Origin of the sequence: Paraburkholderia ultramafica, from assembly GCF_902859915.1 — a bacterium.
Lineage (GTDB): Bacteria > Pseudomonadota > Gammaproteobacteria > Burkholderiales > Burkholderiaceae > Paraburkholderia > Paraburkholderia ultramafica.
Map to the genome: position 1 here is coordinate 70,448 of NZ_CADIKK010000016.1, position 13,017 is coordinate 83,464.

Below are 13,017 nucleotides of genomic sequence, written 5' to 3' on the forward strand. Positions count from 1 at the left end.
GCCATGGTACACCTACGCCTGCAGAAGAGAAGTCACGCCGATGTCGGCTCGCGAGCCCTGAACAATCCGCCCGGACCATGGAGGAACCTTGTCATGACTGATGCACTTGATGGCGTGCGCGATCACTATCGCGCGAGCGGCCTGACCGAGCGGCTGAAGATCGCGCTCGCGGTCTTCGGGCCGGAGGATCAGCGGCTCACACCGCAGCAACTGGGCGCGCTCGACCAGTTTCACACCCGTGGGTTTGCCGCCACCGCCGAGCTTGCCAAATTGGCCGGGATCACCGCCGACATGTCGGTGCTGGACGTCGGTTCGGGCGTTGGCGGGCCGGCCCGTTTTCTGGCTGCAACCTATGGCTGCCGGGTGACGGGTATCGACCTCAGCGAGCCGTTCGTGGATGCCGCGCGCTATCTCACCCAGCGCACAGGGCAGAGCGAACAGGTGTCGTTTCGTACCGCCAGCGCGCTGGAACTTCCCTTCGACGACAGCCGTTTCGACGTCGTATTGCTGCAGCACGTGGCGATGAACATCGCCGATCGCGCACGACTTTACCGGGAGATCCGGCGCGTGCTGAAGTCAGGCGGCAGGTTCGCGACTTTTGACGTCGTCGCAAACGGCGTTGAACCGCACTACCCGGTTCCTTGGGCCCGGACACTGGCCACGAGCTTTCTCCTGACGGCCGACGCAACACGCGAGGCAATCGAAGAAGCTGGTTTCAGCACGCTGGCATGGCAAGACGACACGGAGGCCGCCAAGGCCTGGATCACCCAACTGCGTGCGTCGGGGCCGCCACCCTCGCCGAATCTTGGCGTGGTGATGGGGCCGGACTTCGCGCAGCTTGCCAGCAACCTGGGGCGAAATCTCCTGGAAGGCCGACTCGGCATCCTCACCGCGGTGTTCGAGGCCGCATCCGCGAAGACCCGAATTCAGCAGGAGAACCGCTGATGACCGCTGCCTCTGTTCCCGCCGGTATCGTCGCGCCGCGGCCGGCCTGGCGCAGCCTGCTTTGGCTCATCCCGTTGGTGGTGCTGTGGATTGCGTTGATCTACTGGAAGCCGATTATTCCGACCAGCGGCGTTCCGACCACAGCCCATCAGCTGATGGCCCACGGGCTTGTTGCGGTCGGTTTGTGGCTCGGCCTCGAAAGCACCGACCTGACGCCGGGCCAACGCCGCTCGACCTGGCTGGCGGTCATGCTCCCAGACACGCTTTGGTTCGCTGTTGCCTGGAGCGCAGCGATCAATGGCGTCTTCCGCACCGGCGCCTCACCGTTGCCGTGGTTGCCGATGGCGATCTTCCTGCCGGTGGTGATCGGCGCGCCGCTGTTGCTGTTGTCGAAGCGGGTGGGGCAGGTGCTCGATGCGATGCCCGCGACCTGGCTGGTCGCTCTTCAGCTTTACCGGATATTCGGCGGCTGGGCTCTCGCTGCGTGGCTGCATGGGGTGCTGCCAGGCGTGTTCACGTTGCCGGCGGGAATCGGCGATGTGTTGACCGGCCTGTTCGCCGTGCCGGCGGCAATCGCTGTGGCGAGCGGCACAGCTCAAGGGCGCAAGGCGGCGATCGCCTGGAACATCTTCGGCCTCGCCGACTTCGCGGTCGCGATTGCGTTGGGGATTATCACCTCGCCCGGCCGGTTCCAGTTGATCGTTCCGAACGTGCCGGGCATCGGCGCCGGCGCTTATCCGGATGTGCTAACCCCTGCGTTCGTGGTGCCAAGCTCGATCCTGCTGCACGCGCTGTCGCTGCGCCAGTTGATCCGGCGACGCGCCGGCTGATCTCCTTCCTATCCTTCAATGCGTCAGACAACACCTGACAGGAGGCAACATGTCACCGGACCTTCTTTTCCAATTGCAGCTCGTTCTAGGGTACGTCGCGTGGCTGCTCTGCTTCCGTGCATACGTCTGGCCCAGGCTCAAGTCGTTGGACCCATTCGACGCCCAACGCGCCATCGCCACCTTGCACAGCTTCCGGTTCTTCGGTCTGGTCTTCATTCTGCCGGGCGTCGTCAGTCCCGAACTGCCTGCCGGCTTTGCCGTGTTCGCCGCATACGGTGACTTGGCAACGGGAGTTCTGGCGATGCTGGCGCTACTCACAGCGCGGATGCGCCCACTCTTCTGGTTGTTCGTCGTAGCCTTCAATCTTGTGGGAGCGACCGACCTCATCCTCGACTACTACCACGCTATCCAGTCCGATCTTCCTGCGCGCGCGGGAGAGCTGGGGGCGATGTACGCGATTCCGATCATCTACGTGCCGGTGCTGATGATTACCCATGTTGCCGCCTTCTATTTGCTGCTGCGCCCCCAGTCCAAGGCGGCTCGGAGCGACTTGTCTTTCCGTGAGTCATGACATGACCAAGGCGTAGCCTGCTTCCAGCAGGCAGGCGGCGATGACCGAAGGGGGGCTGCACGCTCTTGAGCGTGTTGCGCGCGGCAGCGTTCAATCCGGTGAAGCGGCCCGGGCGGAATGCCGGGCGTCGCGAGATCGGCCAGCCCCGTATGGACCGTCGGCGCAGACTCACAGGCGCACGAGAGCGGTGACCATCCAGCGGCACCGATGATGCTCTGTCCGACTAACCGCAATCGGCCACCTACGGACGTTGGCCCGGGCTCGCGTTTGCAGGTTCGAGCGTCTGCTCCCACCCAAGCAACGGACCTCGGTCGAGCCCTCGATCGATCCGAAGAGTGCTGGATCGATGCTCAACATCAAGTCGCGATGCACAGCGCGGTAGCTGCGAATCAGGCCGTTGTGAGCGAACAACCACTGGTTATGGCGAAACGGATGACAGTTGGATTCCTGCGCCGGCGTCTCGGTTGCCGCGCGGATATGTGCGACGAAGAGCGGTGAATGAATCGCTCGTGCTGCTTCACGTAAATTTTGGTCGTTCCATGCGGGGTTTATGCTGCGGTAACGAAACGGGGCTTCATGTGGTCAGCCGTATAAGCAGATGCCAAAGCCGTCACGGTTGGTCGTCGTTGCCCCCATTCGGCAGGGCCGACATCTGGCGAACGCACGTCGGGCAACAGCCGGCCATGAGGTCTCATTCGCCCGTCCTTTCCAGATATTGCTCGACGAAGCGGAGGATTGCCTTGGACTGGTAATCCTTGGCCAGCTGGCAAAGGTGGTCGGCGAAAGGACGATAGCGCTCATCAAGCTCGGTCAGGTGTGTGGCGTATTGCACGATGGCACGCATGTCGCCCAGTCTCGCCAGGTGGTGCAGCGCGTCGATCTCCCCCGGCGGCGGCGCGACCAGGATCCCGGTGGAAGGATCGGCGGTCGGTACAGCCGTTCGGCCAGGTTCGGTGGCTTGCGTCTCTTGAACTTCGTCACGCCACTCGATATTCAGGAGGGCCGCGACCTGCGATAACAGCGCACTGAAGTCGACCGGTTTTGACAGAAAGGCGTTCGCACCAGCCGCCAGGCTTTTCGCCGTATCGCTCCCCGAGGCGCCGGCGGAGACTGCGACGATGGGCAGATCCTTGAACTCCGGCATTTCGCGCAGGCGGCGCGTGGCTTCGAGCCCATCCATCCCGGGCATGACGACATCCATCAGGACGAGCGCCGGCCGCAGGGCTTTGGCTTTCTCCAACGCTTCCAGTCCGTTGCCGGCCTCCGCCATGTCGAAGCCAAGCTGGCCGAGCATATCGACCGCCACGGCACGGTTTTCCGCCACGTCATCCACGACGAGGACGGTCTTGCGCGGCCCCTTGTAGCCGCTTACCGTCGATTCGGGCGGGACGACAGCCGCCTGAGGCGTCACCACCGCGACGTTCAGCGCGAACGAAAAGGTGCTGCCAGCGCCAACGCGGCTCTCGACGTGGATCTCGCCACCCATCAGGCGCACGAGCCGCCGGCTGATGGAGAGGCCCAGTCCCGTGCCGCCAGACCGGTGCCGAGCGTCGCTCACCTGCCCGAAAGGTCGGAAGATTGCCTCCAGACGCGCTGCGTCGATGCCGATGCCGGTGTCCTGTACTTCGAAACGCAGCCGCGCGGGCGCGACGAAACCGACGCGCAGACGCACACTCCCTTCCTCGGTAAATCTGATTGCGTTGGAGAGCAGGTTGAGCAGCACCTGGCGCAGCCGGCCTTCGTCGACCCGTACGCCCGCGGGCAGATCGGGTGCCATCTCGCAAGCGAAGGCCAAGCCCTTTTCCGCAGCCTTCACCCGCATCGTCTCGGCGATGAAGTGGATGAACCGGTCGAGCGGAACATCGGAGAGGTTGAGCTCCACCTTTCCGGCCTCGATTTTGGCCATATCAAGGATGTCGTTGATGAGCGTAAGCAGGTGTTCGCCGCTGCGCTGGATCACCGTGAGCCCGTCGATCTGGCGTTGATCGAGGCTCCTGTCGCGCTTGAGGATCTGAGCGTAGCCGAGAATTCCGTTCAGCGGCGTGCGCAGCTCGTGGCTCATGTGCGCAAGAAAGTCGCTCTTGGCCTGATTGGCCGCGTCAGCGTGCTCCTTGGCGACGGCCAGCTCAGCCGTTCGTTCGAGGATCATCTCTTCGAGGTGCTCGCGATAGCGCCGCAGTTCTTCTTCGGCACGCTTGTGCTCCGTGATGTCGCGTGAGATGCCGAGCAGGAACTGCGGTTCACCGTGCACATCGAGGATCGCGATCTTCATCGTGTGCACAAAGCGCGGCCCGTGACGCGTGTGAACCGGCTCCTCCGGCACGTCGACCATCTGCCGCGACTCCAGCACCGCACGATCCTTCAGCGCGAAGAACTCGGCCTCCTGTGCCGGAAACAGGTCGTGGACGGACTTGCCGATGAGTTCCTCGCGCCGGTAGCCGAGCAGTTGCTCTCCCGCCTTGTTGAAGCGCACGAAGCGCAGCGTCGCCGCATCCTTGACGAAGATCATGTCCGGGATGTTTTCGACGATGCTGTTCAGGAAGCACTCGCTCGCACGCACGGCCTCTTCGGCGTGCTGGCGTTCGACGATCTCGGCCGCCTGGCCCGCAAGCGCCGCGCTGAGTTCGGCCGTGCGCTGCGCGACGCGCGCCTCGAGGTCGGCGTTGAGCTCCTTCAGCGCGTCCTCGGCCTGCCGGCGCTGGCGCCGGTCTTCAAGGAACTGTTCGACTGCGCGCGCCATGTCGGCAATCTCGTCGCCGCCGTGCACGGGGACGCCGGCTGGCGTACTCTCGGCGTCCCCGTGCCGCAAGGCGTGACTGACTCGGCGCAGCCGTGCCACGACCTGGCGACCGAGGAATCCGCGGGCGATCAGCCAGGCGAGCAGCAGGCTCACCGCAACTTCGCCGCTCACCCACCTGCGCGTGCGGTCCGCGCTTTCGGCTAGATCCTGGACCGCTTTACGGTAGTCGCGCGTGAAATAATCCGCCTGCTGGCGCGCCGCGGTGGCCAGGGCGTCGGCCTGGCGGCGCAGGTCGTCGTCCAGGCTGGCCAATGACGTGCCGGGCCGCGGCGTGGGCGCCGCCGCAGCACCGGCGCCTAGCGCGGTCTCGCGCACCTGCGCCTCGATGTTGACCGTGTTGCGGAAGCGCTGGCTCGATCGATGCATCTGCAGCGCGTCGACACCGACGTCGTCGCTCGTGGCCGCGGAGGCGAGGCGGTCTACCAGGCGGTCGAAGGATGCCAACTGTTCGATGATATGCCGATGCGTCTCGCGCACGGCGTCGACCGTATCGTCACTGGACAACTGCAACGCCAGGCGCTCGATCATCAGGGTGCGCTGCGCGAGGTCCTGTGCATCCTCGTGGTGCGCCAGCCGGTCTTCGGCCAACTGGCGGATCGCGTGGGCCGAACCGGCCAACGAGTAAAGGGTCGTGGCACCGACCGCGACCACCAGGGCAGCGAGGCACGAAACCACGAGCGCGAACTGCGCGGTGAGCGACTGTGGGAGCGAAAGTTTCACGGGCGTTGCCAGATGTGGCGATAGATGTCGCGATAGCCGTTGGCGGGATCGTAGATCAGACGATCGCCGCCGTCCGCGGCCATGTTGTCCGCCGTCACGAGATGCACCGGAAACACGTAACCCGTGACGCCTTCCCCGGCGAAGAGCCGGTTCATCTCGTCGACCAGTTGCCAGCCGTGCAGATTCAGGGGTTCGGCCACCGTGCCCGTCTGGAACGTGCCCGTCCGGATGCGCAGGAAGGCGGACTCGCTGCCGTCGCCGGCCGACAGCATGGCGATGGCGGTGTTCGGCATTCCGGCCTGGGTCAGCACCGGGGCGGCGTAGTCAAAGTAGATGTCGTTGATAGCCAGCGCATACGTCCAGTGTTTGCTGTAACGCGCGAGCAAGGCGCGTGTCGTGTCCGGCATCAGTTCCTGGCTGCGTGAGATCGCCACGTCGCGCACTTCGAGCAAGGTGCAGCCGCTGCACGCGCGCACGACGGCAGCCATGGCATCCGCCTTGTCTTTCGCAATCTGGAAATTGGAGTCGGTGAAGATGACGACTCCCGCATGCCCGCCGGACTGCACGATGGCCGCCAGCGCGGTCACGCGCGCGACCTCGAGCGGATTCGTCGCCACGTTCATCGCCGCGGGCGTGCCGGGCACCGATCCGGCGTGGGCCGCGACATGCCAGCCCACGATCGGAATGCTCCGCTCGGCAAACGGCTGCAGCCCGGGCAGCAGGGCATGTACATCGCCACCGACAATGATCAGACCATTTGGACGACTTGCCAACGCATTCGCAAGCATCTTCAGCCGCAGGTCCGGCGTGCCGCTGGAGTCGAGTATCTTCACGCGCCAGCCGATGACCTTGGCCGCCTCCAGCACACCGTCGACGACGCCGACGATGCCGCCGTTGCGCAAATCCTCGGCGACGACGGCGATGCGTTTCCCAGGTTGGGCGCGCGGCCCGTTGCGCGGCCCGTTCCAGGGTGCAGCAGGTTGCGCCGCGGCATCGACGACGCGCTTCGCTTCGGCCAGGTAGTCCCTCGCGGCGACCGCGGCCCTGGGCACGGGGGCAGTCGGTATACCCGGCGCCGCGGCGGCCGACAGCATACACGCGCATGCCCATGCCAGAAGCAAGCCCCTCATGCTGTTCCCCAAGGGCCCCATCGAGGTTGATTGACCGCTATTGACGACGTACCCAAATGCCGCTCGCAGGGTGACCCTGCGAATAGAATAGTACATCCCGATGGCCGCTTGTCATCGGTCATCCGCTGCCACCTCGCGCGGGGCGGAGCGATGACCGTTCGCCAGTTCGATTGACGCAACTGGAGTGACGGATTTGTGGTTTGGTGACGCCTCACTCCTCGACGACATCCACAGGTACGCCTGACACAACCTTCACGCTGCTCATGCTCACCAGCGTTTTGAAGCGTTTGACATTGTTGTTGGAGAAAAAGAGCTCTCTCGTGAGCTCTGTGTACTGGTCCATGTTGCGCACATTCAATACCAGCACGAAGTCCCATTCTCCGGCAACGTAATAACACTGCGCAATCAGGGCGCACTGCGCGAAGGTGCGTTTCATCGAGGCGAACACACGGACGACGATCAACTCATCGACGGTGCAAACCTTCTGCTGGATGTCGTGCTGAAGCGCATTGCAGCGACTTGATGGCGATACTCATCTGGTCCATCGATGTGTCTTGCAGGTAACGCGATGTCGGTTGATCTTCCGGTTGCAGCCATTCGAAAGGTGACGTACCGAGCGGCGGAACCGGGTCGGCTGGAGCCGATCGCGGCTATGCTGGGTCTGAGGTCGACGCAAGTTCGCCGCGCGTCTGCGCGCGGCCACAGCTGCCATTCGTCTTCGCGGTCGCCTGGTCATTCGAGTGGCTGCGCTGCTCAGGTCAACGAACCCTCATGAAAGCGCCGCGCCGCGGCGGCGCGCGTCGCCTCGCTTACGGGTTGTTCAGAAATCGCAAATAGAAGGCTGCAAACACGAGGACAATGCCGACGTTCAGGAGTCCGGCAGTTATCAGACGGACCCATCGATCGATACATTCTTGATAATACGGATGAGCCTGAAGCCGCCGTAACCTGATGTTTTGCCATGCGTTCCCCAGCCTGGGTTTGCTTGCGAAAGGCAGATGCTTTCGCATGAATGCATTAGGGTCTAACTTTTTTGACCGACACACAGGAGCGAACATCATGGGGTCACACCTTGATCTTGCCGCGCTTTACCTTGAGGGCGGACGTTGCCCCCGGAGACCCGACTGACGTCAATGCATCGCCGTCGCGACTGCCGGTCAATAGGTCTGGTCGGCGACAACCCGCGCGACTGTTTCCAGCGATCGCTTGAGCGTGGCCAGGTCGACGGAGCCAATCGCCAATCGAATCGCGTGAGGCACGTGAGTCGACGTCGAGAACGGCAGGGCTGTCGACACCGAAACCCGCTCGCGCATCAACGCCATCGCAATCGCGTCCGCGCGAACCTCCTGCTCCAGAGGAATCCAAACGAAGTACGACGCAGGATGGCTGATCCGCTTGAGCCGGCCCAGAGTTTCGGCGGCAAGGTTCTGACGCATCGTGGCATCGCGCCGCTTGTCCTCTTCAAGCCGGGCTACCGTGCCGTCCTCCATCCAGCCGCAGGCGATGGCCGTCATGGTCGCCGGGGTGTTCCAGGTCGTTGCCCGGATCGCTCGTTCGAGCCTGGGAACCCACTCGCGCGGCGCACGGACGAAACCGACGCGCAGCCCTGTCGCGACGCTCTTCGACAGGCTCGACACATAGACCGTGATCTCCGGAGCAAGCGATGCCAACGGAGGCGGCGCGCCTTCAGCCAGGAAAGCGTAGGCCGCGTCCTCGATGAGAATCAGTCCATGTTGCCGAGCGATGGTGACGAGTTCCCGGCGTCGCCTCGCGCTCATCACCCAGCCAAGCGGGTTGTGCAGCGTCGGCATCGCATAGACGGCGCGTACCCGCCGGCGTTTGCACAGGGCCGCCAGTGCGTCCAGATCGGGTCCGTTGCCGGCGGCCGGGATCGGCGCGAGTTCCAGTCGACTGGCCTCGGCAGCAAGCTTGAATCCCGGGTAAGTCAGCGCGTCCACCGCCACCACGTCGCCGGGCTCGAGTAACGCCATGGCGGTCGTCGTCAGCCCGTGCTGCGCGCCGCTCACGAGCAAGGTGGTTTCGACCGTTGCCGGGAGACCCCGGCTAGCCAGATGGCGCGCCACTGTCGCCCGTTCGTGCTCGCGCCCGCCTTGAGGCTGGTATCGAAGCAGGGCTTCCAGGTCACCTGCGGCCGCGAGCTGGCGTGCACGGACCTGACCAGCAAGCCGTGGGTCGAAGAGGCCGGCATAGCTGTGCTCAACCAGCCGTTCGTGGCGAAGGGGAACGTCGCGACCGCAGGCGGGTGCCTGTCGTCGCAGTATCTGGCGGCCTGGTTCATCGCGCGGCTGGAGAGTGTCGAGGCTGCACGCAGCGCGATTCACTATGTCGCCCCAGTCGGAGAGAAGGAGACCTACGTGACGCGCGCAATGGCGAACATTTCGCCATTCCTCTAACCTCTGTCGTATGCCATGGACGTTTATCCTCGGGTCTCACACCTGAAAGCGGTGACTCGCCGGCCGCCGCGCCGACAGCCAGCCTAAGCATCGCATGGCCGCTCGACCTGGCCGCACGAAAAAGGTTACGTCCACACCTGCTTCGAGAAGGCTGGCGTCGTAATATCAGCCGATAGCAGTGGCGGCTACCACCACCACTTTCATTTTGCCGCCTCCGCGATGAACGCCCACGCAAGCTGGATTGATTGACGCACCATGGACCTGAACCTGATCGGCCTGTTCGTCGAGATCGTCGAATCGCGCAGCCTCAGCGCCGCAGCGCGCAAGCTCGGCATGACACGCGCGAACATCAGCCAGCGGCTCAAACTGCTGGAACGCGAAACGGGCGCGCAATTGCTGCGCCGCTCGACGCGCAGTTTCGAACTGACGCAAGCCGGGCACACGCTTTACGAGTGTGGCCAGCGCATGCTGGAAGACCTGGGCACGGCCCGCGCATCGATTGACAGCCTCGGACAAACCTTGACCGGCCGTGTTCGCATCAGCGTGCCGACCGGTTTCGGCAGGATGTTCATCGGATCGAAGCTGCTCGAATTCGCGCGCATGCATCCGGGCATCGCGGTCAATGTCACGTTCAACAACCGGATCGAAGATCTGATCGCCGCGGAAGTCGACGTGGCGTTGCGGATCACGACGACGCCACCTTTGGACTATGTGGCGCGCAATATCTGCTCGATTGACTGGAACCTGTATGCGTCGGCCGACTATATGCAGAAGCACGGTCCGATTGACTCGCCAGCAGACCTCGAAACGCAGACGCTGGTCGCATCGCCTTACCCGGGCCGGCGGGTCACGATGACGCTCACGCACCGGCAGGACGAAGCCGACGTCCACGTGATCACGATGCAGCCCGCGCTGCAGTCGGGGGACTATCCGTTTCTGGCGGAGGCTGTGTGTGACGGCATGGGCATCGGGCTGTTGCCGGCATACGTGCCGTATGCGCCGATGAGCCGCGGACTGCTGCGGATCCTGCCGCAATACCGTGTCGCCGGCCAGCAGAACACGTTGTATATCGTGACGCTCCCGAACCGCTATCCGTCGCCGGCGACGCGAGCCCTGATCGACTATCTGCAAGCTGAAATCGTCTCGCTCGCACAAACCTGGGCCTGAGACGGGCGGTCCTCCGGCTTCGCGCCGCGCTCGGGTCGTCCAGACCTTATCGCTCCAGCGTCAAGTTTCAGTTAACAGTTCGTCAATTGCCAGTGGAATTGTCAATGCGGTAGGTGCCTTTCACAATGGCCCTACACAAAACGCATGGAGACAAGGGCAATGACTCGCGAATTGTCCGCAGCCGCCGCCATCCGCGAGTTCACGCAGCATGACCCGCGTTTCTCGCAACCATCACCGCTCATCGTCGATCTCGTGGAGCGCCGCGCCACGCAGGCGAGCCTCAATCGGTCCGCCTGATCCATTCGACCCGTCAACTACCCGTTTCAGTTTGAGGATTCAGACCATGCGTGAAGCTGTCGTTGTCTCCACCGCACGCACGCCGACGACGCATTGCTCGGCGAACCGGACGCGGGATTCGCGACGCTCGAATCCAGCATCGGCGCCGGCGTGCTGGCGTTGTGCGCGGAGGCAGTGGGCGCCATGGAGGTGGCGAAGGAGCACACGCTCGAATATCTGCGCACGCGCAGGCAGTTCGGCGTCGCGATTGGCAGCTTCCAGGCATTGCAGCACCGCATGGCGGATCTGCTGCTGGAAATCGAGCAGGCTCGTTCGGCCGTCATCCACGCCACCGCCGCGCTCGGTGCGGGCCGCGATGAGCGCGAACGCGCGCTGTCGGCGGCGAAGCACACGATCGGGCGCATCGGCGCGCGCGTTGCCGAGGAGTGCATCCAACTGCATGGGGGCATCCGCATGACGTGGGAGCTGCCGCTTGCGCACTACGCGAAGCGCCTTGTCATGATCGACCATCAGTTCGGTGACGAAGATCACCATCTCGAACGCTATATCACACTGACCCGGAGTCAACGTCATGAATGAACCTATCCTTGCGCACCGTGACGGCGCGGTGCAGATGCTGTCCTTCAACAACCCGGCCGCGCGCAATGCGCTCACGCCCGAGGTGTACAAGGCTCTTCCGGCTGCGCGCGACCACGCGGATCAAGTCCTTGTGCCGTCACGCAGGTGAAAACACCCTCGAAGCGCAACTGGACCGTGAAGCCCGGTACATGGCGGAGTCGCTCGGCGACGACGAGGCGGCCGAAGGCATTGGCGCCTTCTTCGAAAAACGCCCCGCGGATTTCTCCGCGTTGCGCCGCGCGTCAACCGTCGATTCACAGTAAGCGCGGCACCTTCGTCACCCCCCTTGTCATTGCGGATTTGCCATGTCGAACCTGATTTCCTCCCTGCCGCTCGCCAGCGTTCGCGTTCTCGATTTGTCCCGCGTGCTTGCGGGACCGTGGTGCGCGATGGTGCTCGGCGATCTCGGCGCCGAAGTCATCAAGGTCGAGCACCCAAAGCGCGGTGACGACACGCGCGACTGGGGGGCGCGCGTCGGCGCGACCGAGACCGCTTATTTCAACAGCGTCAACCGCAACAAGCGCTCGGTGTGCCTCGACCTGCAAACCGCCGAGGGTCAGCAGATCGCGCGGGAGCTGGCGCAGCAGAGCGATGTCGTGATCCAGAACTTCAAGTTCGGCGGCGCGGAAAAGCTCGGCCTCGGCTATGACCAGCTCAAGGAAGCACACGAGGATCTCATCTACTGTTCTATCTCCGGCTACGACCGCCGCGGATCGGAAGCCGCACGTCCCGGCTACGATCTCGTCATTCAGGGCGAGGCCGGCCTGATGGCGCTCAACGGAACAGCCGACCAGCCGCCGCTCAAGTTCGGCGTGGCCGCCGTCGACCTGTTCACCGGGATGTACTCGGCCCAGGCCGTGCTCGCTGCGCTCTTCGAGCGTCAGAAGACGGGCAACGGACGCCACATCGAGATGGCGCTGTTTGATTGCGGCCTGATGATCACCTCGTACTACGGGCTGGAGGCGTTGATCAAGGGAGAGGATCCGCTGCGCTACGGCAACGCGCATCCTTCGATCATGCCGTACGGCGTGTTCGATGCAGAGGATGGGCCGCTCGTTATCGCAGTCGGCAATAACCGCCAGTACGAGCGCTTCTGTCGCGAGGTGATCGAACGCCCCGATCTCGTCGAAGACGACCGTTTCCGCACCAACCTGTCCCGGACCGCCAACCGCGAGGTGCTCGCGCCCGAACTTGAACGCGAGATCGGCAAAAGAACGCGCCAGGTCCTGCTCGAACGCCTGACGCGGGCATGCATTCCCTGTGGCGAGGTCGCCGGCCTTCACGAAGCGCTCACTTCGACCCGCGCGGCAGAGGCCGGGCTCGTGACGACCTGCACGCATCCCGAGGCCGGCAGCACGCACGTGCTCGCGCCGCCTTATCGCTTCGACGGTGCGCGCCTGCCTGTGCGAAGCGCCCCGCCGCAACTCGGGGAAGGCACGAACGAGGTACTCCGGTCGCTGCTCGGACTGTCAGAGCAACGACTTTCACAACTGAAGGCTGACGGTGTCGTCTGACGCCGTACTGC

Annotated in this window: 9 protein-coding genes and 5 pseudogenes; 9 read left to right on the forward strand and 5 right to left on the reverse strand. The window is 64.0% G+C overall.

Annotation, left to right across the window (positions count from 1 at the left end; genetic code table 11):
- The first annotated feature begins 93 nt into the window (after positions 1-93).
- From HV744_RS18140 to HV744_RS18150, 3 genes are read left to right on the forward strand one after another with little or no spacing between them, the layout of a single operon-like run.
- Positions 94-945, forward strand: a complete 852-nt coding sequence (locus HV744_RS18140) for a class I SAM-dependent methyltransferase (RefSeq protein WP_175150847.1) — start codon at positions 94-96, stop codon at positions 943-945.
- Entirely contained in the window at positions 945-1,775 is an 831-nt protein-coding gene (locus tag HV744_RS18145) for an MFS transporter (protein ID WP_175150848.1), read from the forward strand. The genes HV744_RS18140 and HV744_RS18145 overlap by 1 nt, the downstream gene beginning before the upstream one ends.
- Positions 1,776-1,824: 49 nt before the next feature.
- Positions 1,825-2,346 (forward strand): hypothetical protein, encoded by a 522-nt coding sequence (locus tag HV744_RS18150; RefSeq protein WP_175150849.1) that lies wholly within the window; start codon positions 1,825-1,827, stop codon positions 2,344-2,346.
- A gap of 306 nt (positions 2,347-2,652) precedes the next feature.
- On the opposite strand, the pseudogene HV744_RS37395 reads toward HV744_RS18150, so the two are convergent.
- The 5 genes and pseudogenes from HV744_RS37395 to HV744_RS18175 all read right to left on the reverse strand — a co-directional run.
- Positions 2,653-2,985 (reverse strand): annotated as a pseudogene (locus HV744_RS37395) (class II glutamine amidotransferase); the annotation flags it as partial.
- Between the two features lie 52 nt (positions 2,986-3,037).
- A complete protein-coding gene (locus tag HV744_RS18160; RefSeq protein ID WP_175150850.1) occupies positions 3,038-5,866 on the reverse strand; it encodes an ATP-binding protein in 2,829 nt (942 codons plus the stop codon).
- Positions 5,863-6,996: a substrate-binding domain-containing protein gene (locus HV744_RS18165; RefSeq protein WP_175150851.1), complete on the reverse strand. Its 1,134-nt coding sequence runs from the start codon at positions 6,994-6,996 to the stop codon at positions 5,863-5,865. Before HV744_RS18165 ends, HV744_RS18160 begins: the two co-directional genes overlap by 4 nt.
- Before the next feature lie 211 nt (positions 6,997-7,207).
- Positions 7,208-7,435, reverse strand: a pseudogene (locus HV744_RS18170) (Lrp/AsnC ligand binding domain-containing protein); the annotation flags it as partial.
- A gap of 718 nt (positions 7,436-8,153) precedes the next feature.
- Positions 8,154-9,188: pseudogene (locus tag HV744_RS18175) on the reverse strand (aminotransferase-like domain-containing protein); the annotation flags it as partial.
- Between HV744_RS18175 and HV744_RS18180 the strand changes: the two are divergent.
- The 6 genes and pseudogenes from HV744_RS18180 to HV744_RS18205 form a co-directional block, all read left to right on the forward strand.
- Positions 9,159-9,410, forward strand: a pseudogene (locus tag HV744_RS18180) (AraC family transcriptional regulator); the annotation flags it as partial. The pseudogenes HV744_RS18175 and HV744_RS18180 overlap by 30 nt on opposite strands.
- Before the next feature lie 255 nt (positions 9,411-9,665).
- Complete coding sequence (locus HV744_RS18185; RefSeq protein ID WP_175150852.1) at positions 9,666-10,577, forward strand: LysR family transcriptional regulator; 912 nt, start codon at positions 9,666-9,668, stop codon at positions 10,575-10,577.
- Between the two features lie 159 nt (positions 10,578-10,736).
- Positions 10,737-10,874: a hypothetical protein gene (locus HV744_RS18190; protein ID WP_175150798.1), complete on the forward strand. Its 138-nt coding sequence runs from the start codon at positions 10,737-10,739 to the stop codon at positions 10,872-10,874.
- A gap of 84 nt (positions 10,875-10,958) precedes the next feature.
- Positions 10,959-11,453 (forward strand): annotated as a pseudogene (locus tag HV744_RS18195) (acyl-CoA dehydrogenase family protein); the annotation flags it as partial.
- Entirely contained in the window at positions 11,446-11,601 is a 156-nt protein-coding gene (locus tag HV744_RS37400; RefSeq protein WP_246279112.1) for a hypothetical protein, read from the forward strand. The pseudogene HV744_RS18195 and the gene HV744_RS37400, both read left to right, overlap by 8 nt.
- Before the next feature lie 196 nt (positions 11,602-11,797).
- Positions 11,798-13,006 (forward strand): CaiB/BaiF CoA transferase family protein, encoded by a 1,209-nt coding sequence (locus tag HV744_RS18205; RefSeq protein ID WP_175150853.1) that lies wholly within the window; start codon positions 11,798-11,800, stop codon positions 13,004-13,006.
- Positions 13,007-13,017: the final 11 nt, after the last annotated feature.